Genomic DNA, 24745 nt, shown 5'->3' with positions numbered 1-24745 from the left:
ATAACCCCGAACTCCCGGAACGGGGCGCTCGCCGCCGGCTCAGACGCCGACGAGGCAGGTCCGAAAACCCCGAACAACGCGTCAGGCCCCCGGCCGAGACCCCGACCAGGCAACCCCCGAGAAGAATCAAAGGTGATCTCCGTGTCCGCTCCCGCTGTCCCTTCCATCCCGCACTTCCTGAACGGCAAGCGCGTCACCGCCGAGGGTGGCCGCTTCGCCGACGTCTTCAACCCGAGTACCGGTGCCGTGCAGGCCCAGGTGCCGCTCGCGTCGACCGACGAGGTCGCCGCCGCCATCGCCACCGCCTCGAAGGCGCAGAAGGAATGGGCGGCGTGGAACCCGCAGCGTCGTGCCCGCGTCCTCATGCGCTTCGTGGACCTGGTCAACAAGAACGCCGACGAGCTCGCGACCACGCTGTCGCTCGAGCACGGCAAGACGCACGCCGATGCCCTCGGTGACATCCAGCGCGGAGTCGAGGTCATCGAGTTCGCCATCGGCATCCCGCATCTGCTGAAGGGCGAGTTCACCGAGGGTGCCGGCAACGGCATCGACGTCCACTCGGTCCGCCAGCCGCTCGGTGTGGTCGCGGGTATCACCCCGTTCAACTTCCCGGCGATGATCCCGCTCTGGAAGGCCGGCCCGGCACTCGCCTGCGGCAACGCCTTCATTCTCAAGCCCAGCGAGCGGGACCCGTCCGTGCCGGTCCGTCTGGCTGAATTGTTCACCGAGGCAGGGCTTCCCGACGGTGTCTTCCAGGTCGTCCACGGCGACAAGGAAGCCGTCGACGCGCTCCTGACCCACCCGGACGTCAAGGCTCTCGGCTTCGTCGGCAGCTCCGACATCGCGCAGTACATCTACTCGACCGCCGCTGCACACGGCAAGCGTTCGCAGTGCTTCGGCGGTGCCAAGAACCACGCCGTCGTCATGCCCGACGCGGACCTCGACCAGGCCGCCGACGCCATCATCGGCGCCGCCTACGGCAGTGCCGGCGAGCGTTGCATGGCCCTCTCCGTCGCCGTGCCGGTCGGTGAGGAGACCGCGAACCGGTTGCGCGAGAAGCTGCTCGAGAAGGCCAACGCACTGCGCGTGGGCCACAGCCTCGATCCCAAGGCCGACTACGGCCCGCTGGTCACGGCTGCCGCACTCGATCGTGTCCGCGGCTACATCGCCAAGGGTGTCGAGGAAGGCGCCGAGCTCGTTCTCGACGGCCGCGAGATCGGAACGCCTGAGCAGCAGTACGGCGATGACGACATCTCCAACGGCTTCTTCATCGGACCCAGCCTGTTCGACAACGTCACCAAGGACATGAGCATCTACACCGACGAGATCTTCGGTCCGGTGCTCGTCGTGGTGCGCGCGCACGACTACGAAGAAGCCCTCGCGCTGGCCTCGGATCACGAGTACGGCAACGGTGTCGCGATCTTCACCCAGGACGGCGACGCCGCCCGTGACTTCACCGCACGCGTCGAGGTCGGCATGGTCGGCGTCAACGTGCCGATCCCGGTGCCGGTGGCCTACCACACGTTCGGTGGCTGGAAGCGTTCCGGCTTCGGCGATCTCAACCAGCACGGCCCGGCGTCGATCCAGTTCTACACCAAGACAAAGACTGTCACGACGCGCTGGCCGTCGGGCATCAAGGATGGCGCCGAGTTCGTCATCCCGACGATGGACTGAGTGCGGCCGAGATGACCACACTTGCCGAGGCCGCAGTCGCGCGGCTCGACGGTGACGAACGCGTCATCGTCGAGACCGCAGCGGCTTTCGCGGCCAAAAAACTGGCGCCCCATGCGCTGGAATGGGATGCGTCCAACCACTTCCCGGTTCCCGAGCTCCGCGAGGCGGCCGAACTGGGGATGGGTGCCATCTACTGTTCCGAGGATGCCGGGGGCAGCGGACTCCGCCGTCTCGACGGCGTGCGGATCTTCGAGCAGTTGGCCTACGCCGATCCGGCGGTCGCATCGTTCCTGTCCATCCACAACATGTGTGCGTGGATGATCGATCACTACGGCACCGACGAACAGCGCAACAAGTGGGTGCCGCGACTGGCGACGATGGAGACCATCGCGAGCTACTGCCTCACCGAACCGGGTGCCGGATCGGATGCGGCGGCGCTCGCCACCCGTGCCGAGCGGGAGGGTGACGAGTACGTCCTCACCGGCGTCAAGCAGTTCATCTCCGGTGCCGGGTCGTCGGACCTGTACGTGGTGATGGCCCGCACCGGCGACGCCGGGCCCAAGGGCATCTCCACCTTCCTGGTCGAGAAGGACACTCCCGGACTGAGTTTCGGTGCGCAGGAACACAAGATGGGCTGGCATGCACAGCCCACCGCGCAGGTCATCCTCGACGAGGTGCGGGTCCCGGCGGCGAACCTGCTCGCCGAGACCGAGGGAATCGGGTTCGGCATCGCGATGAACGGCCTGAACGGTGGCCGTTTGAACATCGCGGCGTCGTCACTCGGTGGTGCCCAGGCGGCGTTCGACAAGGCGGCCGCCTACGTCTCGAGTCGTCGGGCGTTCGGCAACTCGCTGCTCGACGAGCCGACCATCCGGTTCACACTCGCCGACATGGCGACCTCGCTGGAGACCTCACGGTTGATGCTGTGGCACGCGGCGACCGCGCTCGACGACAACGCTCCCGACAAGGTGGAGCAGTGTGCGATGGCGAAACGCTTCGTCACCGACAGCTGCTACGACGTCGCCGACCAGGCGCTGCAGCTGCACGGCGGCTACGGGTATCTGTCCGAGTACGGAATCGAGAAAATCGTCCGCGACCTCCGTGTGCACCGCATCCTGGAGGGGACCAACGAGATCATGCGGGTCGTCCTCGGCCGTTCGATCGCGTCCCGTTACCGGGAGAGCTGACGCGAACTCGCTGCAACGCAATGGTTTTCGCAGGCAAACACTCTAGGGAGCAAAGACAATGACGACGATCGCTTTCCTCGGCCTCGGCAACATGGGTGGCCCGATGGCCGCCAATCTGGTCAAGGCCGGTCACACGGTGCACGGGTTCGATCCGGTTCCCGAGGCGGTCGAGACCGCCAAGGCCAACGGCATCGAGACGTTCCCCGCCGCCATCGAGGCCGTGGCCGCGGCCGAGGTCGTGATCACCATGCTGCCCAACGGCGGCATCGTGAAGAAGCTCTACGACGAGATCATTCCGGTCACCCCGACCGGTGCGCTCTTCATCGACTCGTCGACCATCTCGGTCGACGATGCGCGGGAGATCCACCGTCGCGCCGTCGACCACGGTTTCGCTCAGGTCGACGCACCGGTGTCCGGCGGGGTGAAGGGTGCCGTGGCCGGCACCCTGGCCTTCATGGTCGGCGGCGAGGACGAGGCCTTCTCCGCGGCACGTGGGACCCTCGACCCGATGGCGGGGAAGATCATCCACTGCGGTGCGGCGGGTGCCGGCCAGGCGGCGAAGGTGTGCAACAACATGTTGCTCGCCGTCCAGCAGATCGCGGTCGGCGAGGCGTTCGTCCTCGCTCAGAAGCTCGGCCTCGACGAGCAGGCGCTCTACGACGTGGTCACCGGTGCCACCGGCAACTGCTGGGCCATCGAGACCAACTGCCCGGTCCCGGGCCCGGTCCCGACCTCGCCGGCGAACAACGATTTCAAGCCGGGCTTCGCCACCGCACTGATGAACAAGGACCTCGGTCTGGCGATGGACGCCGTCGCCAGCACCGGCGCCCGCGCACCGCTCGGGACCCACGCCGCACAGCTGTACCGCGGCTTCGCCGAGCAGCACGCTGATCTCGACTTCAGCGCGATCATCACCTCGCTGCACTAGGTCCGTAGTACCTGCTGGTTCCGTATGACGTTGTGCCCGGATTCCGGGTACAACGTCATACGCGTATCAGGCGGCTGCCCTGTGCACGGCGGCCTTGATCTCCTCGACCACCTCTGCCGGCCGCTCGACGAGGTCGGCCCAGGTGAAGTTGAGTACCGTCCATCCATCCGCGGTAAGCAGGTTCCGCTTCAGTCGGTCCCGCCGAAAGGCCGCGGCGTCGCGGTGGAACGCGAACCCGTCGATCTCGACCGCCACTTTCGCAAGCGGGATCGCGAAGTCGATGACGTATCCAAGTGCGGGCATGTTCGCGACCCAACCCGACACACCGCCGGCCGACAGCAGGTCGACCGTGAGCCGTTCGGCCTCAGATCGCGCGCCATCGCCGAGCAGCCGCAGACACGACGCGACGCGCGGCGCGCCGCGCCTCTTCGGATAGCGCGCGTGCGCGGCCTCGAGCGCCTCCACCGTCACCCTCTTCGTCAGGAGTGCCGAGTCGACGACGCTGATCCCGAGATCGAGCGAGGCATCGAGGACTGTCAGTGCCGGCGCGGTGACCCGGAGCCCGTCGTGTTCGGTGATGTCCGCGTTCTGGAGCTGCCGGTATCGCGTCACGGCCGTCGCCGAAGATCGTCGTGCCTGACCCCTCGTCCCCGTGAAGACGGTGTGTTTCCGGGGCTCGACATTGTGGAGTCCGAGCCACCAGGCGGCTGCCGCGCCACCCAGCACTGCGTCGGCGTGCACCGAGAGGACCGCGATCCGGGCCTGTGCGCGCGCCGACCGGGCGTGCCCGCTGACCAAGTAGACCCCGCGCGCCACCGGCCTCCACTCGCCGGTGGCGACCTTGCGTTGGATCGTCGACGAGCTGACACCGCAGGCGCGGGCTTCCCGGGCCGAGAACACGCCGTCTCGGCGAACGGTCAGTTCGGTGAGGTCCATGTCGATTCGACGCACGCGACGCTGACCCGGTTCCGCCGGGTGGAGCTTCAGCGATGCGTATGACATCGAACCCGGAATCCGGGCACAACGTCATACGCTCCGAAAATCCCGCTCAGAAGTCCCCGTTGTGCTTCCGCAACGACTGGATCGCCCCGACCAGGCCGGCCATCTCGTCGTCGGTCATGCCGACGTCGGCGAAGACCTTCTCGTTGAGGGTCTTCGTGGCGTCCTCGACGGTGGAGCGGCCGAGGTCGGTGATCTCGACGAGGGTGGTCCGCCCGTCCGTCGGGTGCGGGACCCGTCGGACGAGGCCGCCTTCCTCGAGGCGCCGGATCGCATGGGTGACGCTCGTGACGTGGACCTGGAGACGGTCGCTGGCCTTGGTGATGGGCAGTGCGCCCTGGCGTGAGAACGCCAGCAGCCGAAGGAGTTCGAACCGGGAGAAGCTGAGATCGAACGGTCGCAACGTGGCCTCGACGCGGGCGAGCAGGATCTGGTGCGCGCGCATCACCGAGGTCACCGCGACCATGCCGTCGGCGACGTCGCCCCACCCGGCCTGGGTCCAGTTGTCCCGTGCCTCGGCGATGGGATCGAAGTCCATGCTGCGCCCTGCCATGATCACACCCTATCGGCCTGCGGCGTCACCGATCGACGGCGCGCCAACCGTCGATCACGGCGTACGTGGCCGCGACGGGGTCCGCCCCGGCGGGGTGGTGGCCGGCGAGCAGCAGCAGGGCCGGTCCGTGGACCTGAGCCCTGCGCGAGCGGGATGCCTCCGCCGGGTCTGGCGCACGCGGTCGGTGCCTGCCCGGTAGAGGCCGGTACGGCGACTGCGGCGCGAAGGTCGGCACGCGGTGAACCGAACGGGGGACAGCGTGATGACCAAAGGCACCCGCCGAGTGACAAAGGTCCTACGGAGTAGCGCGGCAATGTGGTTGCCGCAGATGTACATGCGTCTGGGTCGTTGTAGTTTCCTGGAACGACACCGTCTGAATCGAGACCTTCTGTCGCGGTTGAGAATCTGAGTGGAGATTGAATATCGAAATGGTCACGGCGTCGTTAGGCGGGTTATTCATGCCCATTAGCTACTCAATCTAATGAGATCGACGATATGCCCTCTCTGGGCGATTTGTGCCTATTAACCGTCTTCGGGTGTCGCCTGAAACCAACTCCCCGGCAGGCGGTTTCGGGACCGTACCCTCGGGTTTGTGAACCTGGATCCGAATCTGTTTCTGCGGCAGTGGAGATGCAGAAATCTGCGCGGATAACAGGCGGTCCGGGCAATGTCATCCGATCGGACCAATTGCCGAATGTCATCATTTCGAGACCTTTCCATCCTGGTTCGTTACGGGTGGTTTGTCTTCGCGGAAATCGTTGTGGCGGAAAGTTTCGCGAGAGTAGGGTCCGTTCTTGTCGAGGGGGCGACAACTATCCAGGGGGGCCACTTTGCCCGGTCTCGTGTCAGGCGCGGGATTGGCGATTTGTGGTCTGAAGATTCCGCCAGGGCTCTGCCCCCATGCCCGGCGAATGCAGTCGATGAAGACGCATGGGGAGGCCGCGTTGACCATCTCAGAGAGAAATTTCGAGTCAACCTTCGACGATGAGTCGGGTGCTCGGTCACGGGTCGGCACCCTGCCCCTGTCCGCAGCGCAGCGGGGAATCTGGTTCGCCCAGCACGTGGCAGGTGACCTGCCGATCTCGGTGGCGCAGTACGTGGAGATCGACGGCGAACTCGACACCGGTATGCTGGAGGACGCCGCGCGGACGACCGGACGAGAATTCGGTTCCGGGTATCTGCGGTTGATCGAGGTCGACGGCGAGCCGCGGCAGTACGTCGACGCGGCCCACAGCGCCCCGGTGTACACCGTCGATCTGCGTGGGGAGTCCGACCCGGTCGAGACCGCACATCGCCTGATGTCGGAGGACTACTCGCGGCCTCTGGATCTGCTCGTCGACCATCTGATGACGAGCGTCGTGTACCAGGTGGGGACGAACCACTACTTCTGGTACCTGCGCGCACACCACATCGCCCTCGACGGGTTCGGGGCGGTCACGATGGTCCGGCGCATCACCGAGCGGTACAACGCCGGCATCCGAGGCGAGGCCCCACCGCCTTGCACGGCAAGCGATCTCGCCGACATCATCGAACAGGACGCGTCATATCCCGGCTCGACCCGCTACGAGAACGACCGGAAGTACTGGAGCGAACACCTCGAGGGTGCCCCGCCGGTGGTCAGTCTCGCCGGCCGACTGGGCAAGCCCACGCTGCACCCGACCCTCGTGAGCACTCCGTTACCCGACGAGACCGCCCGACTCCTCGAGGACGCCTCGCACGACGGCGGGGTCACCCCGGTGATCGTCGCGGCCTTCGCCGCCTACCTCGCCCGGATGACCGGGAGTCCCGAGGTCCTTCTGAGTCTGCCGGTCTCGGGCCGGCATTCCGCCGTCCTCCGTCGCTCGGGTGGCATGGTGGCGAATGTCGTGCCGCTCCGGGTCCCGGTCGCCGGGCACACGCTCAGCGAGGTCGTCACCGCCGTGAAAGGCGAGTTGCTGAGCGCTCTCCGGCGGCAGCGGTACCGCCAGGAGGACATCTTCCGCGACATGGGGATCGCCCGCGACGAGGCGTCCTCGTTCGGTCCGGCCGTGAACCTGATGATGGTCGACAGCGAGGTCGTGTTCGGCGACGTGGTGGGACGCCTGCACGTGCTGACGTCCGGGCCCACCTCCGATCTGTTCGTCAACATCTATCCCGGTGCGGGGCACGACAGCACGCACATCGACTTCCAGGGAAACCCCAACGTCTACACCGCTGCCGAACTCGCCGACCATCACCGCCGGTTCCTGATGTTCCTGCACGAGTTCCTCGGCGGTCCGCCGGAGCGCCAGGTGGGCCTGCTCGACCTGCTCGACGAGCACGAACGCGGCGCGCTTCTGCCCGTTCGGGGTCCGGAAGGTGTTGCGCCGCGGCTTCTTCCGGACATCCTCGCCGAGAGCGTGGCTCGTCACGGCGACCGGCTCGCGATCTCGTCGAACGGGGTCCGGCTGACCTATCGGGAACTGGACGCCGTCGCGTCCCGGATGGCGCGCCGCCTGATCGCCCTGGGCTGCGGGCCGGACACGTCGGTCGCGATACTTCTCCGACGGTCCGCCGAGTCCGTCGCCGCCGCGTGGGCGGTTGCGAAGTCCGGGTCTGCCATCGTCCAGGTGGACCCGGACTACCCACGCAAGCGAATCGAGCACATCGTCGCCGACAGCGGCGCCGCGGTGGCCATCTCCGCCGACGAGTTCTCCGACCGGCTCCCGGAGTCGATGCCCACGGTGCTCGTCGACGGTGACGATTCCCGGGGGGACGATTCCCGAGGGGAGGGCGGTCTCGGGGAGGGGGCCGCCCTCGCCTCGGGCCCGGTGATCGGGGACGGCGACCGCATTCGCCCGCTGCGCGCGGACAACGTCGCCTACGTGACCTACACCTCGGGATCGACGGGTGTGCCGAAGGGCGTCCAGGTCACGCACAACGGACTCGCGAACCTCATCTCCGACCGCTCCGAGGCCTACGGCCTCGACCAGGAGTCGCGGGTGTCCTATGCGCTCTCGCCCAGCTTCGACGCGTCGATGGAACAGCTGCTGACCTGCTTCGCGAGCGGTTCCGCGCTGATCGTCGTGCCGCCGGACGTGATCGGCGGCGAGCGGCTCACCCGCCTGCTCGCCGACGAGGGTGTCACCCACCTGACGTTGACGCCGGCGATGCTGGCCACGGTCGAGCCCGAGGAGCTGACCGATCTGCGGGCGGTCATGGTCGGCGGCGACAAGACCGCGCCGCGCATCGTCGAACTCTGGGCGCGGCGTGCGCGGATGATCAACGAGTACGGACCGACCGAGGCGACCATCACCGCCGCAAGCGGGGTCCTCGACCCGCCCGAGGGTCTGACCGCCGGCCGGCCGGTGCGCGGCGCGTCGATGGTGATCCTCGACCCTGCGTTGCAGCCGGTCCCCGTCGGCACCGCGGGCGAGTTGTATCTGGCCGGGCCGGGTCTTGCGCGTGGCTACGTGAACCTGTTCGCACAGACCGCGGACCATTTCGTCGCGAACCCCCACGGCCGGCCCGGGGAGCGGATGTATCGCACCGGCGATCTCGCGCGGTGGGTCGGAGACGATTCTGCACTGTCGCTGGAATTGTTGGGACGCACCGACTTCCAGCTGAAGATCCGTGGGTTCCGGATCGAGCCCGGCGAGATCGACGCGGTTCTCATCGGTCACCCGGACGTCGAGGCGTCGATCACCGTGCCGGTCCGCAACAACTCCGGCGCAACCGTCCTCGCGTCCTACGTGACGCCCGTCCGCGACCACCGGATCGATGTCCCGGAGCTGGGCCGATTCGCGCGCGAATCGCTTCCGCCGCACATGGTCCCGGCGGTGATCACCACGCTGGACGCCCTGCCGCTCAACCCGTTCGGCAAGGTCGACCGGAAGGCTCTTCCCGCGCCGGTCTTCGCGTCCGCGCGCACCGGACGGCCTCCGTCGACTCCCGGGGAATACCGACTGGCACAGCTGTTCTCCGACGTCCTCGGGGTCGACGAGGTCGGCGCCGATGACAGCTTCTTCGTCCTCGGCGGCGACAGCATCTCCTCGATCGAGCTCGTCGCCCGCGCCAAGGCCGCCGGACTGGCGTTCTCGACCCAGGACGTGTTCGAGTGCAAGACCGTCGCGGCCCTGGCGGTGCGGGCCACCGACTCAGCCGCCGACGACGCCCTGCAGGAACTCCCCGGGGCAGGCGTCGGATCGTTCCCGCTGGCGCCGATCATGCACGCGATGCTCGACCGGGGGCACATTTCCCGTTTCGCCCAGGCCGCCCTCGTCGAACTCCCGGACGACCTCGACCGCGCCGACCTCGTTCGTGCACTGGGCGCCCTCGTCGACCGTCACGACATCCTGCGCGCGGTACTGCGCGACGTCCACTCGGGCGAGAGGTTCGTCGAGGTGCGGGAACCGGGCTCGGTCGACGTCGACTCCACGATCGCTGAGGTGTGGCTCGACCGTCGCGACGCCGATGAGATCGACCAGCACCTGCAGGCCGCGGCCGATCTGCTCGACCCGACGGCCGGATTGCTGACGCGTTTCGTGTGGATGCGGGACCGTGCCGGTGCGAAGCCGGATCTGTTGTGGCTCGTCATCCACCACCTTGCCGTCGACGGGGTGTCGTGGCGAATCCTCCTGGGCGACCTCGCGATCGCCCACGGTCAGATCGCGGCGGGCGCCGACCCGCAGCTCAGCCCGCGGACGACCTCCGTGCGGCGCTGGGTCCACGGCCTGGTCGAACGGTCCTCCGGCCGTACCGCCGCCGAACTCGACCTGTGGTCGGGCATCCTCGCGGCCGGTGACCGTCCGCTGGGTACCCGCGCGCTGGACCCCGGTCGCGACGTCACCGCCACCGCGGAACGCGTGCGTGTGCGCCTACCTGCCGACGTCACCGAGTCGGTCATCACCACCATCCCCGGCCGGTTCCACGGCAGCCCCAACGACTCGCTGCTCGCCGCCCTGGCACTCGCGCTGGCACGTTGGCGGTCTCTGCGCGGTGAGGCATCGGGTGGCGAACTGATCGCGCTCGAGGGGCACGGTCGTGAGGAGTCCGCGGTACCCGGTGCCGACCTGACCGCGACCGTCGGTTGGTTCACCTCTCGCTTCCCCGTCCGGCTGGACCTGGTCGGCATCGATCTCGACGACGCCTTCGCCGGCGGGGCAACCGCCGGCGCGGCGATCAAGCAGGTGAAGGAACAACTGCGCGCGGTGCCCGACAACGGCATCGGCTACGGCATGGTCCGGCACCTGGACCCGGTGGGCCGCAACGAACTCCAGAACCGTCCCGAACCGCAGATCAGCTTCAACTACCTGGGCCGCGCGGGCACCCGGGATCTCGTGGGACCGTGGACGCCGTCACGCGAGTTCGACGCGCTGGCCGCAACGGCCGACCCGTCGATGGCGTTGCCGGCCATCCTGGACATCAACGCGATCGCCGAGCCGGGCCCGGACGGACTCGAACTCGACGCCGTGTTCGAATTCGCCTCGCTGGTGCTCGATCGCGCCGAGGCCGAAGAACTGCTGCAGCTGTGGGTGCAGGCTCTCGAGGCCTTCGCCCGACTCGCGCAGGCCGACCACGTGGGCGGTCACACCCCGTCGGACTTCCCGCTCGTCGAGACCACCCAGGAGGAGATCGACGGCTGGCTGCGCGACCACCCGTCGATGGTCGACGTCTGGCCCTTGACCGCCCTGCAGGCCGGACTCCTGTTCCACGCCACCTTCGACGGCATCGACGCCAAGAACAGCGCCGGAGGCATGAGCGGCGCCGATGGCTACGTCGTGCAGGCCGAGGTCACCCTCGGCGGGTCGGTGCGGCCGGAACGGATGCGTCAGGCGGCGCAGGCGCTCATCGACCGCCACGACAGCCTCCGGGTCGCCTTCGTCGAGACCCGCTCCGGTCCACGCCAGATCCTGCTGCGCGACGTGCCCGTCGACTGGACCGATTCCGACCTCACCGGCATCGTCGACGCCGAGGAGCGGCATCGTGAGCTGCGCCGGCTGATCACCGAGTCGGCGACCCCCTTCGACCTGTCGCAGCCGCCGCTGGTGCGGTTCCACCTCATCCGCGTCGACGACGACGAGTTCCTGCTCCTGCTGACGAACCACCACATCGTGCTCGACGGCTGGTCGATGCCGCTGCTCGTCCACGACCTGCTCGCGCTGTACATCGCCGACTCGGCGGACGGCGGAGCGGCCGGGCTGCCCGCACCGCGGTCCTTCCGGGACTACCTGCAGTGGTTGGATTCTCAGGACCATGAGGCGACGACGGCCGCGTGGGAGGAGATGCTGGCCGACATCGAGAGCCCGACGCGACTCACCGGCAACCCGGACCGGGTCGCCGCGGACGACGTCGCGCAGGTCGACCTCGACCTCGACGTGGCCACCACCGACGCGGTTCTCGGACTCGGCCGCGCCCACGGCGTCACCCCGAACACCGCCATCCAGGTGGCGTGGGCACTGCTGCTCTCCGCCATGACGGGCCGGTCGGATGTGGTGTTCGGCAACACGGTCTCCGATCGGCCGGCGCACATCGCGGGCATCGAGCGGATGATCGGCCTGTTCATCAACACCCTGCCGGTGCGGGTCCGGCTCGATCCCGACGAGACCGTCACGGAGTTGCTCACCCGGGCGCAGGCCCAGCAGGCCACCATGCTCGAGCACCGCAACATCGGGCTCGCCGAACTCCAGCGCGCCGCGGGGATGGCCGACATCTTCGACACCGCCACGGTTCTGGAGTCCTATCCCATCGACGCCGAGGGTGTCGCGGGCGCCCTGGCGGATGCCGGGTTGCGGTGGAAGGGCATCGTGGCGCACGACGCCACCCCGTATCCGGTCAGCCTGCAGGTCACCCCGCCCCGACCGGTGACCGCCGGACGGGGGGCGGGCGATCCGGGTCGCTACGAGCTGATCCTGAAGTACTCCGCCGATCGTCTCGACGCGCAGAGCGCGTCACTCCTGCTCGAACGTTTCGCGATGCTGCTGGGGCAGATCGCGGCGGACCCGGGCCGGAAGGTCGCGGCGGTCTCCCCATGCTGGGACACCGAACGGGCCGCGCTGTCCCGCGTCGAGGGTCCGCCGGCCATGACGCCGCGGACGCTCCGGGGCATCCTGTCGGACACCGCGCGCCGCCACCCCGACATGCCGGCCGTGCGTTCGGGAGAGGGCACGCTGACCTACCGGGAGCTCGACCGACGGGCCGATCGTGTCGCCCGTGAACTCGTGCACCGCGGCGCCGGACCCGAGGGCTTCGTCGCGCTGGCGCTCCCGCGGTCGGTCGAACTCATCGTCGCCATGTGGGCGGTGGCCAAGTCGGGCGCGGCCTTCGTCGCCCTCGATCCCGGCAACCCCGCATACCGCCTGGCCGAGTTGCTGGCCGACTCGCACTGCACGCTCGGCATCACGGTCGAGGAGGTCACGAACAACCTACCGGATTCCGTCGACTGGCTCGTTCTCGACGCCGCCGGCCAGGCGGATGACGAAGGGGCGGAGGCGGACTGGTCGACGACCACGGTGGAGGCCGACAGCAGTGCGTACCTGATCTTCACTTCCGGATCGACGGGACGGCCGAAGGCGGTCCACATCGATCACCGGGGCCTGCGAGACCGGGTCACCGCACTGGGCGACTACTTCGGCGTGCAACCGGGTTCGGCAGTGCTGCAGGTGTCGTCTCCGGGCTTCGACGCCTGCGTCTCCGAGGTCCTGCTCGCGCACGGCAACGGGGCGTGCCTGGTGGTGGCGCCCCAGGACGTCTACGGCGGAGCCGATCTCGAGGAACTGGTGCGGGCCGAGGAGATCTCGTGCGCGATCATCACCCCGACGGCCCTCAACACCATGGACCCCGCACGCGTGCCGTCGCTCACGACGATCGCCGTCGTCGGCGAGGCGACCGGCCTGGACATCGTGAACCGCTGGGCGCCGGGCCGTCGGCTGATGAACCACTACGGTCCCACCGAGTGCACGATCTGGGCCACCGCGGCCGACGACCTGCAGCCCGGACAGCCGGTGACCATCGGCGGGCCGGTCCGCGGGGTGTCCGCGGTGGTGCTCGACGCCTGGCTGCGGCCCGTTCCGGTCGGCGTGTCCGGCGAACTGTACCTGGGCGGACCGGGTCTGGCCCGCGGGTACTTCGACCGTCCCGGCCTCACCGCGTCCCGGTTCGTCGCCGATCCCCGGTCGGCGACCGGCGAGCGCATCTACCGCACCGGTGACCAGGTGCGGTGGATCCGAGGGCGCGACGGACTCGAACTGGACTATCTGGGACGCAACGACCAGCAGGTCAAGATCCACGGTCTGCGTATCGAGACCGGCGAGATCGACGCACATCTCGCACGGCACGACGCGGTCGCGCAGGCCGTCACCCTGGTCCAGCCGGGACCGGCGGGCCGGCCGGTCATCGTGTCCTATGTGGTCGGCACGCCAGGGGAGCAGCTCGACGTGACCGCGCTGCGCTCGGACCTCGCGGAATCCCTGCCGCGCTACATGGTGCCGACCGTCATCCTCGAGTTGCCGGCGATGCCGGTCACCCGCACCGGCAAGGTTGATCAAAAGGCCCTCCCCGCGTGGGACTTCCGCGCCGAGAGCGCCGGCGGCCGAGAGCCGTCGACCCCCACCGAGAAGCTCATCGCCCGACTGTTCGCCGAGGTCCTGGACGTCGACACGGTGACCGCCGATGACAATTTCTTCGCCCTCGGCGGCGACAGCATCGTCTCGATGCAGCTTGTGGCACTGGCGAAGTCGGTCGGACTGACGATCACCGGCCGCCAGGTCTTCGAGGCGAAGACGGTTGCCGCGCTGGCGGCCCTCGCCGACCTCGACGGCCCCGAGTCCGGCGACCCCGCCCGAGCAGTCGAGACCGACGTCGCGCCTCTGGAGAACCGCGATGCGCTCTCCGACAACGACTTCGGGGATGTGTGCGACTCCGATGCGGAGCTCCTCCACCATCGCTACCCGGATCTGGCCGAGATCTGGCCGCTGTCGCCCACGCAGGCCGGCATCCATTTCCATTCCACGCTCGATCCCGACGCTTCGGACAACTACACCGTGCAGTCGACGATCCGGCTGTCGGGGTACCTCGACGGGGCGCGGTTGCGTCGTGCCGCACAGGCGCTCGTCGACCGTCACGACATCCTGCGCGCCGGTTTCGTCGAGACCTCCCGGGGCCCACGCCAGGTCGTGGTCGGGCACACCGACGTCGCCTTCCGCGAGATCGACCTCACCGGCCGGTCCGCCGACCGCGCCCGGGAGGAAGCCGAACGCATCGCCGCCGAGGACGCCGCGGCGGGGTTCGACCTGAGCATCCCGTCGCTCATCCGGTTCACCCTGGTCCGTCTCGAGGCCGAGGCGTTCGCGCTGCACATCACCAATCACCACGTGATCCTCGACGGCTGGTCGATGCCGCTGCTCATCGGTGAACTCCTCGAGTTCTACGGTGAGCCGGAGCGGATCGACACGGCCGGCTCGGCCCCCTCCTACCGCGATTACCTGCGCTGGCTGGCCGAGCAGAGCCACGACGCGTCCATCGCGGCGTGGACACGGGCCTACGCCGACGTCGACGCGGCGACCCGCGTCAGCCGGAACGGTGCCGCGATGTCGGGAGACCGGGCCGGCGAGGTCGGCGCGGAGTTGCCCGCACAGGAGTTCCTGCGTTTGCGCTCGGTGGCCGCCGATTCCGCGGTGACCGTCGGTACCGCGGTGTCCACGGCATGGGCACTCGTCCTGCGTGTGCTGACCGGTGAGACCGACGTGATCCTCGGTTCGGCGGTCGCCGGACGCCCGCCGGAACTGCCGGGTGTCGGCCAGGCCCTCGGGATGTTCCTGAACACCGTCCCGGTCCGGGTCCGACTCGATCCCTCGTCGTCGTTGCGGGAGTTGCTGGTCGAGGCGCAGGACCACAACGCCGAACTGCTCGACCACCACTACGTGGGCCTTCCCGCCATCCACCGCGCGGTGGGGCTCGCCGACATGTTCGACACCGCGCTCGCCTTCCAGTCCTTCCCCCTGCGCGAGTCGAGCCTGCAGGAGCTCGTCTCGTCGGCGGGTCTCCGAGTCGACGGGCTCACCGGCGTCGACGCCACCCCGTACCCCCTGAGTCTCGTCGTGGCACCGAAAAACGATGCCGGGGAGGGCGAACCGGGCCTGTCCATCACCCTTCGCTTTCGCCGCGACGATTTCGACCCCACCCGGGCGCGGGAGATCGTCGACCTCTTCGTCGAGTGCCTGTCCCGGATCGCCGACGACCCCGACGCCCGCCTGGGCATGCTCGCGCATGTCGGCGGCGAGCTGGATCGGCCGGCGCCGCTGCGGGGTCACCACCCGGAGACGTTGCCCGACATCCTCGCCGCATCCGTCGCGCGCCACCCCGACGCGATCGCGGTGACGTGTGGCGCGTCGGTGTCGTACCGCTGGCTCGACGAGCGGTCGAACCGAATGGCCAGATTCCTGTTGCGCCAAGGAGTCCGGTCGCACGACGTGGTCGCCTGTGTGTTGCCGAGATCGCTCGACGCGGTCGTCGCCCTCTGGGCGGTGGCCAAGACGGGTGCGGCATTCCTGCCGGTGGACCCGACCCTGCCTGCTGAACGGATCGGATACCTGCTCTCCGATGCCGATGTCAGGCTGGGTCTCACGCACGCCGGGACCGCTACCCTGGACGGTCCCGGCGTGCCCCCCGGCGTCGAGTGGCTCGAACTCGACGACGAACGGCACCTGTGCATGCTCGACGCCGAAGCCGCCGAGCCGATCAGCGATGTGGAGCGGGGCGGTCCGATCCGGATCGGACAGACCGCCTACGTGATCTACACCTCCGGCTCGACCGGCACGCCGAAGGGCGTGCTGGTCAGCCACCGCGGCCTGGCGCGGCTCGTCGACGCACAGCGTCGCATCCTCGACTGCGATGCCACGTCGAGCGTTCTGCAGGTGGCCTCACCGAGCTTCGACGCCTCGGTCTTCGAGATGCTGATGGCGCACGGTTCCGGTGGGCGCCTGGTCGTCTCGCCGCCGGATGTCTACGGCGGCCCCGAACTCGCCGAGCTGATCCGTCTGGAACATGTCTCCCATGCGGTGGTGACGCCCTCGGCTCTGGCGACCGTGCCCGATGCGGGACTCGACACGCTGCGTGTCCTCGCGACCGCCGGCGAGGCCGTCGGCCCCGAGCTGATCGCGCGATGGGCGCCGGGACGCGCCATGATCAACCTCTACGGCCCCACCGAGTCCACCATCTGGGCCACGGCCAGCGAGCCGCTCGAACCGGGTGGCCGGGTGACGATCGGCCGTGCGGTCGGTCCGGTCGCCGCAGCCGTGCTCGACACCTGGATGCGCCCGGTGCCCCAGGGCGTCGTCGGGGAGCTCTACCTGTTCGGACCCGGACTGGCCGACGGCTATGTCGGGAACGCGACGACGACCGCGGCCCGGTTCGTCGCGTGCCCGTTCGGTGACACCGGCGACCGGATGTACCGGACCGGCGACCTGGTCCGGCGTACCGTCGACAACCAGCTGGAGTTTTTGGGACGCAACGATTTCCAGGTCAAGATCCGCGGCACCCGGATCGAGGTCGGGGAAATCGACGCGCTCCTCGGCGGCCGCTCGGACGTGGCGTACGCCGCCACCATCGCCCGCAGTGACAACGGGATGCCGCAGATGCTGGTGTCCTACGTCGTGCCGGCACCGGGTGCGGAGTGCTCCGGCGACGACCTGCGGGAGTCGCTGTCGCAGCGGCTGCCCGCATACATGGTCCCGGCCGCGGTCGTCGTGCTCGACGAGGTCCCGCGCACACAGACCGGCAAGCTGGACCGGAGCCGGTTGCCCGCACCGGTGTTCGCCGCAACGGAGTTCCGGGCGCCGTCGAATCCCGCGGAGTCCGCGGTGGCCACCGCCTTCGAGGAAGTCCTGGACATCGCTCGGGTCGGTGCCGACGACGACTTCTTCGCCCTCGGCGGCGATTCGCTGAGCGCGTCGGTGGTCGCCGCGCGAGTGGGTTCGGCGTTGGGCGTCCGTGTCCCGGTGCGCGCCCTGTTCGAAGCGCCCACCGTGTCGAGCCTGGCCGCGCTCGCCGGATCGCTGCACGAAGGACAGCGGGCACCGCTGATCCCGGGCCCGCGACCCGAGCGCCTCCCGCTGTCGCTGGCGCAGCAGCGCATGTGGTTCCTGAACCGGATGGAGCCGGAATCACCCGCGTACAACATCCCGGTGATCCTGAAGCTGGCCGGACACCTCGACATCGCGGCGCTGGAGGATGCGCTCGCCGATGTGATCGGCCGGCACGAGGTGTTGCGGACGATCTACCCGGACGACGCCGGTGAGCCGCACCAGCTGGTGCTCGACCACGTGGCAGCAGCGGTGGAGATCCGGTACGTGCCCGAGAGCGCCGTCGAAGACGTGGTGGGCGAGTTCGTACGTCGCGGCTTCGACGTGACCACGAGGGTACCGATCCGCGTGGGACTCCTGCGCATCGACGAGCCCGGCACTGGGGTCGACGGTCCCTTCCTGGACCAGTCCGGAGAGTTCCTGCTGATCCTGGTCGTGCACCACATCGCAGGTGACGGACAGTCCATGGCGCCGCTGGCGCGGGATGTGATGTCCGCCTACGCCGCCCGGCTCGCCGGACAGGAACCGGCCTGGGAACCGCTCGAGGTCCAGTACGCCGACTACGCGCTCTGGCAGCGTCGGGTGCTCGGTGAGCCCGACGATCCGCAGTCCCTCATGCACGCGCAGCTGGACTACTGGCGGTCGACGCTGGCCGAGATCCCGGATGTGCTGGATCTCCCCACCGACCGTCCGCGACCTGCGGTGGCGAGTCTGTCCGGCGGCCACGTCCCGGTGGAGATCGACGCCCGGCTCCACGGCCGGCTGCTGGAACTGGCGCGGTCGCGGAACGCGTCGCTGTTCATGGTCCTGCACGCCGCGCTGGCCACGCTTCTCGGCCGCTTGAGCGGTGGCGACGACATCGTCGTCGGCACCCCCGTCGCCGGCCGCGGCGAGCCGGGACTCGAACCGCTCGTCGGCATGTTCGTGAACACGCTCGCGCTGCGCACATCCCTCGACCGTGATCAGTCCTTCGCCGGACTTCTCGGCGAGGTCAGGGACACCGACCTGCATGCCTACGAGCACGGCGACGTCCCGTTCGAGCGGATCGTCGAGGAGCTGAACCCGCAACGCTCGACCGCACACCACCCGTTGTTCCAGGTGGCGCTCGCCTTCCAGAACCTTTCCAAGGTCGACGTGCAACTGCCCGAGGTGACCGTGTCGCGGGTGCAGGCCGACACCGGTGTCTGCCAGTTCGACCTACAGCTCGTGGTCGCCGACGCCTACGGCGAGAACGGTGCGGCGAAGGGCATCTCGGGCGCGATGATGTTCGCGCACGACCTCTTCGACCCGGAGACGGTCCAGGGCTTCGTCAAGCGTCTGTGCCGGATACTGGAAGCGATCGTCGACGATCCGGAGACACCCGTCGGCGAGATCGACTGGCTCGACTCCGCGGAACGTACCGATCTGCTGTCCCGTGTCGGACGGCCGCGGCTCGCCGGTGACCAGGCGCCGCCCTCATCGGTACTCCTGCCGGAGGTCTTCGCCGCTGCGGTTCGGCGGAACCCGCACGGGCCGGCGGTGGTCGCCGGTGGCGTCGAGCTGTCCTACACCGAACTCGACCGACGTTCGAATCGATTGGCACGTCACCTCATCCGACGGGGTGCGGCACCCGAACGGCCGGTCGCCGTCGCGGTAGAGAGGTCCCTGGACTCCGTCATCGCCTGGTGGGCCGTGGTCAAGTCCGGCGCCGCCTACGTGCCGGTCGATCCGCACTACCCGACCGCCCGGATCGGTCAGATGGTCACCGATTCCGGTGCGACGCTGGGTATCACGACGCTCGCCGCACGCGCCGGTCTACCCGGGACGATCGACTGGGTCGTCGCGGACGATCCCACCGACGTCGCGCGCATCGACGCGCTGGACGACGGCGAGGTCGGACAGGCCGAACGGATCCGACCGGTGCGCGCAGCGAACACGGCCTGGGTCGTGTTCACGTCCGGATCGACCGGGGTGCCCAAGGGCGTCGCGGTCACCCACGCCGGGGTCGCCGACTATCTGTCCTCTCTGTTCGTCGATCCCGCGAGCGGACCCGCCTCCCGGGTCCTGCATTTCGCCTCGCCGTCCTTCGACGCCTCCCTGCTCGAGATCCTGCTGGCGATCAGTTCGTCGTCGGCACTCGTGGTGGCGCCGACCGACGTACGCGGCGGCAGCGAACTCGGCGACTTCCTCCGCGGCCGACGCGTCACCCACGCGTTCGTGACCCCCGCGGCGCTGGCGTCGGTCGATCCCGCGGGTCTCGACGACCTGCGAGAGGTGATGTCCGGCGGCGACGAGGTGCCGACGGATCTGATCACCCGGTGGGTGGGCGACGATCCGGCCCGCGCACGCCGATTCCGAGTGCTGTACGGCCCCACCGAGGCCACGATCGTCGCCACTGCGACCGAGCCGCTGAAGGCGGGGGAACGGTCGACGATCGGTACCCCGATGGCCGGAATGCAGGCCCTGGTCCTGGACGCGCGGATGCAGCCCGTCCCGGTCGGTGTGGCAGGCGAACTGTATCTGGCCGGTCCGGCGCTGGCTCGTGGCTATCTGAACCGGCCGGGCGTCTCGGCATCGCGTTACGTGGCCCATCCCCACGGTCGGCCCGGGGAGCGGATGTACCGCACCGGTGACGTCGTCCGCTGGAATGCCGCCGGGTCGTTGGAGTTCTTGGGACGCAACGATTTCCAGGTGAAGATCCACGGCTTCCGGGTGGAGCTCGGCGAGATCGACGCCACGCTGGGGGAGCACCCCGGGGTGTCGTTCGCGGTGACGGTGCCGCGCCGCGACAGCGGGGTCGGCATGCGGCTGGTCTCCTATGTGGTGCCCGCTCCCGGTGAGGTGGTCTCGGGCGAGAAACTGCGTGCCCTCCTCCTGGACTCGCTGCCGCCGTACATGGTCCCGGCCGCGGTCATGGTTCTGGACGAGATCCCGTTGACGCCGAGCGGGAAACTCGACCGCAAGGCCCTTCCCGCACCGCTGATCACCACCCGGCGATTCCGCGCCCCGGCGTCCCCGGTGGAGGAGATCGTGGCGGGGGTCTTCGCCGAAGTCCTCGGGATCGTGGGCGGGGTCGGTGCCGACGACGACTTCTTCGACCTCGGCGGCAACAGTCTCGCCGCGACCCGTGTCGTGTCGCGGATCGGCGCGGCCCTGGGCACCAACGTCGGCGTGTCGATGATCTTCGAGGCGTCGACGGTGTCGAAGCTGGCGGCACGGGCCGAATCCCACACGGCCATCGGCCGGATCCCGTTGGGATCGCTGGAACGACCCGCACGCATCCCGCTCTCGTACGCGCAGCAGCGGATGTGGTTCCTCAGCCGGATCGAACCCGATTCGCCGGCGTACAGCATCCCGATCGTCGTACGGCTGTCCGGACACCTCGACGTCGACGCCCTCCGGTCGGCCGTCGGGGACGTCGTCGACCGTCACGAGATCCTGCGCACCGTCTACCCCTACGTGGATTCCGAACCCACGCAGGTGATCCTGCCGCCCACCGCCGACCGTGTCCCGGTGGTCGTCACGTCGGTTCCCGAATCGGAGATGCCGCAGGCGATGTCCCGGCTGCTGGCCAGGCCCTTCGACGTGACGTCGGAGGTCCCGGTGCGGATCAGCCTGTTCTCGCTCGGCGACGACGAGTGGGTGCTCGCGGTCGTCATCCATCACATCGGTGCCGACGGTTCGTCGTTGACCCCGCTCGCGCGCGATCTGATGAACGCGTATGCGGCCCGCACGACCGGTGGGGAACCCGGTTGGGAACCGCTGCCGGTGCAGTACGCGGACTACGCGCTCTGGCAGCGGGTGGTCCTCGGTGCCGCCGACGACCCAGACTCGCTCCTGCACGCGCAGATCGACTACTGGACCAGGCAACTGGCCGACGCACCTGCGCTGCTCGAACTGCCCGCCGACCGCACGCGGCCGCCGACACAGTCCTACACCGGCGGTAACGTGCCGCTGAGCGTCGACGCCGATCTGCACGCCGCGCTGCAGCAGGTCGCGCGTGCCCACAACACCACGCTGTTCATGGTGTTCCACGCGGCGCTGGCGGCACTCCTGGCCCGGCTCGCGGCGACCGACGACGTGTCGATCGGCACCCCGTACGCCGGGCGAGGGGAGCGTGAACTCGACGATCTGATCGGCATGTTCGTCAACACCCTGGTCCTCCGCACACAGCTGCGGCCGGGCATGTCGTTGCGGGAACTGATCGACGACGTGCGAGACACCGATCTGGCGGCCTTCGGACACTCGGACGTCCCCTTCGAACGACTCGTCCAGGAGCTCAACCCGGTCCGGTCCGACGCCTACAACCCGCTGTTCCAGGTGATGCTCGCGTTCCAGAACACCGCCTCGGCAGACATCGAACTACCGGAGCTGTCGGCGTCCGCAGTCGAGCCGGACACCGGGATGTCGTTGTTCGACCTGCAGGTGACGGTGTCGGACACCTACGACGCGAGCGGCGCGCCGGCCGGTCTCCGGGGCGGGATCACCTTCGCCACCGACCTCTTCGACGCATCGACGGTCGCCGGCTTCGGCGAACGCCTGGTGCGGATGCTCACCGCGCTCGCCGAGGATCCCGCGCGAGGGGTGCACGAGGTCGACCTGCTCGACGACTCGGAACGGGACGCGGTCCTGGTGGGGTGCAACGAGACCGCCCACCCGATCGATCCGACGGCAACGCTGGCGTCGCTCTTCGCCGATTCCGCGGTCCGGTTCGCCGACAGCCCGGCGATCACCGCCGGCGAGACCGTCCTGACCTACGCGGAGTTCGCCGGCCGCGTCAACCGGCTGGCCCGGTGGCTCGTCTCCCGCGGGGTCGGCCCGGATTCACTGGTGGCCCTGCGGATGCGACGCTCGCTGGACCAGGTGACCGCGATGTACGCGGTGCACGCCGCCGGTGGCGCGTACGTCCCGGTCGATCCCGATCACCCGGCCGAGCGGATCGACTACATGCTGGAATGCGCCGATCCGGTCGTGGTCCTGACATCGCTCGACGGCGTCGAACTCGACGCCTTCGACGATGCGCCGCTGACCGACGATGACCGGCTCGGTCGGCTGACACCGGACAATCTCGCTTACGTCCTGTTCACCTCCGGTTCCACCGGAAGGCCGAAGGGCGTCGCCGTGTCCCACCGTTCGGTGGTGAACCAGGTTCTCTGGATCAGCGACGAGTACGAGCTGAACGTCACCGACGTCGTCCTCCAGAAGACGCCGGCCACGTTCGACGTCTCGGTGTGGGAGCTGTTCGCCACCCTCGCGGTGGGAGCGCGCCTGGTGATCGCGCGGTCGGACGGACACACCGACACCGACTACCTCGCCGACACGATCGCCCGGGAGCGCGTGACCATCACCTCGTTCGTGCCCTCGATGCTGGCGGTGTTCGCGGGCGCCGCGACCACCGGCTCGTTGGATTCGCTGCGGGCGCTCCTCGTGGCGGGCGAGGCCTTCGGCCCGGACGTGGTCGCCGCGGCGCGGCGGATGCTGCCCGGGGTGGAGCTGCACAATCTCTACGGTCCGACGGAGTTCACGGTGCACGCCACCGCGTATGCCGCGCATCCCGACGACACCGGGGCCGTGCCGATGGGCAAGCCGGTGTGGAATGCCCGTGCCTACGTCCTCGATTCGCGGTTGCAGCCCGTACCGGTAGGCGTCACCGGCGATCTGTATCTGTCCGGGACCCAGGTGGCTCGTGGCTATCACGGACGAGCCGGCCTGACTGCGGAACGCTTCATACCCGACCCGTTCGCGCCGGGGGAGCGGATGTACCGCACCGGCGACCTCGTGCGCCGCCGGCCGAGCGGGGATCTGGAGTACCTGGGCCGCAGCGACTTCCAGGTGAAGCTGCGTGGCCTGCGAATCGAGCTCGGGGAGATCGAGGCGGTGTTCGCCGAACACCCGAAGGTCGCCCGCGCGGTCGCCACGGTCACCTCGACCGACACCGTCGAGTTCCTCGCGGTCTACCTGGTGCCCGCGACCTCTGGCATCGGCTCCCCGGACGCCGCCGACTTCGACACCGACGAGGTGACGGCCTACGCGTCGACGGAACTGCCGGGGTACATGATGCCCACCGCGGTGCTGGTGCTGGACACGATGCCGCTGACCGCGTCGGGCAAGCTCGACCGCAAGCGCCTGCCGAAGCCGGCGCTGAACAGCGCGGAGTTCCGTGAGCCCTCGACCTGGCTGGAAGGTGAGATCGTCCGAACCTTCGAACACGTCCTGGGGGTGCCGCGGGTGGGGGTCGACGACGACTTCTACGAACTCGGCGGCAACTCGCTGCGGTCGGTCCAGGTGGTCAACGACCTGAAGAGCGAACTGCACATGGACATCCCCGTCCGGTGGATGCTGTCGGCGTCGAGTCCGGCCGACCTGGCCCGGCGGATCGAGGACTGGATGGGCAACGGCGAAGGCACCGGCGAGTCCATGGAATTCGATGCGCTGCCACCGCTGGGGTTCGACGTCCTGCTGCCGATCCGGCCGGGCGGTGAGAGGCCGCCGCTGTTCTGCGTCCATCCCGCGTCCGGGCTCTCGTGGGTCTATCACACCCTCGGCCGGCACCTCGCGTCCGGACGACCGGTGTACGGCCTGCAGGCACCACAGATCGGTGGCGAGAAGGACGGTCCCACAACCGTGGCCGGGCTCGCCCGCCGCTACTTCGACGAGATCCGCACCGTGCAGCCGCACGGGCCGTACCACCTGATGGGGTGGTCGCTGGGCGGCACGATCGCGCACGCGGTCGCCGCGGAGATGCGGGCAGCAGGGGAACAGGTCGCGCTGCTCGCGATGCTCGACACCGAGGCCGACGCGGTCGACACCGAGGCGATCACCACCATCACGGCCGGTGAACTCATCAGCAACCTCGGACCGGTCCTCGGCATCGACTTCGTCAGCGCCGACGCGACCGCGGAGGAGGCGGCCGAACAGATCGCCGCGCGTCTCGGCGGCGGACTCGGCATCGACGCCGAATCCATCGAGAACCTCACCGAGGCATACAACATGCTGATCCGGGCGACCGGGGACTGGCAGCCACCCGTCGTCGACGTCGACCTGCGGTACTTCACCGCGGTCCGCGACCGGCGCGCAGATGCGGTGGGCCACGACGGATGGGCACCGTATGTGCGCGGGAACATCTCGAACGTCGACGTCGACGTGCACCACCTCGGGATGACCGAGAACGAGGCGATCATCCGGATCGCCGCGATTCTCGATGAATACATGACTCGCGAAAACGGCCACGAGGACGGCCGTTCCGGGTCTAGCGTTTTTCAACAATGGGAGATTCACCATCCAGAAATGAGGTAGTCCATGAGCAGGTCAGGGACTTCGACCGAGCTACGCCGAATGCGCTTCCAGGGCTTGCGCGTTCGACGCCCAGCGGTCGTACTGTTGGGAT

Annotated in this window: 6 protein-coding genes; 4 read left to right on the top strand and 2 right to left on the bottom strand. The window is 68.9% G+C overall.

The window, feature by feature from the left end; translation table 11 throughout:
- The first annotated feature begins 141 nt into the window (after positions 1–141).
- Genes NWF34_RS02175 through mmsB form a run of 3 tightly spaced genes read left to right on the top strand, consistent with a single transcriptional unit; the run spans position 142 to position 3789 of the window.
- A complete protein-coding gene (locus NWF34_RS02175; RefSeq protein ID WP_258324132.1) occupies positions 142–1674 on the top strand; it encodes a CoA-acylating methylmalonate-semialdehyde dehydrogenase in 1533 nt (510 codons plus the stop codon).
- A gap of 11 nt (positions 1675–1685) precedes the next feature.
- Entirely contained in the window at positions 1686–2861 is a 1176-nt protein-coding gene (locus NWF34_RS02170) for an acyl-CoA dehydrogenase family protein (protein ID WP_258324131.1), read from the top strand.
- Positions 2862–2919: 58 nt separating this feature from the next.
- Positions 2920–3789 carry a 3-hydroxyisobutyrate dehydrogenase gene (mmsB, locus tag NWF34_RS02165; RefSeq protein WP_006436950.1) on the top strand — a complete coding sequence of 290 codons (870 nt, stop codon included), beginning with the start codon at positions 2920–2922 and terminating at the stop codon, positions 3787–3789.
- A 66-nt stretch (positions 3790–3855) separates the two neighbouring features.
- On the opposite strand, the gene NWF34_RS02160 is transcribed toward mmsB, so the two are convergent.
- Entirely contained in the window at positions 3856–4725 is an 870-nt protein-coding gene (locus tag NWF34_RS02160) for a type IV toxin-antitoxin system AbiEi family antitoxin domain-containing protein (protein ID WP_258324239.1), read from the bottom strand.
- A 112-nt stretch (positions 4726–4837) separates the two neighbouring features.
- Positions 4838–5341 (bottom strand): MarR family transcriptional regulator, encoded by a 504-nt coding sequence (locus NWF34_RS02155; protein ID WP_258324130.1) that lies wholly within the window; start codon positions 5339–5341, stop codon positions 4838–4840.
- Positions 5342–6285: 944 nt separating this feature from the next.
- Between NWF34_RS02155 and NWF34_RS02145 the strand changes: the two genes are divergently transcribed.
- Positions 6286–24654, top strand: coding sequence for an amino acid adenylation domain-containing protein (locus tag NWF34_RS02145; protein ID WP_258324129.1), 18369 nt, complete (start codon positions 6286–6288; stop codon positions 24652–24654).
- Positions 24655–24745: the final 91 nt, after the last annotated feature.

The sequence above is a fragment of the Gordonia sp. GONU genome (genome assembly GCF_024733855.1).
Taxonomy (GTDB): Bacteria; Actinomycetota; Actinomycetes; order Mycobacteriales; family Mycobacteriaceae; genus Gordonia; species Gordonia amicalis.
Note: the sequence above shows the minus strand (reverse complement) of the source record. Positions and strands in the feature narration are given on the sequence as shown.

Bases quoted from the DNA above. Each gene is read 5' to 3' on its own strand.
- NWF34_RS02160 (WP_258324239.1), bottom strand. From the start codon at position 4,725: ATGGACCTCACCGAACTGACCGTTCGCCGAGACGGCGTGTTCTCGGCC.
- NWF34_RS02170 (WP_258324131.1), top strand. From the start codon at position 1,686: ATGACCACACTTGCCGAGGCCGCAGTCGCGCGGCTCGACGGTGACGAA.
- mmsB (WP_006436950.1), top strand. From the start codon at position 2,920: ATGACGACGATCGCTTTCCTCGGCCTCGGCAACATGGGTGGCCCGATG.
- NWF34_RS02155 (WP_258324130.1), bottom strand. From the start codon at position 5,341: ATGGCAGGGCGCAGCATGGACTTCGATCCCATCGCCGAGGCACGGGAC.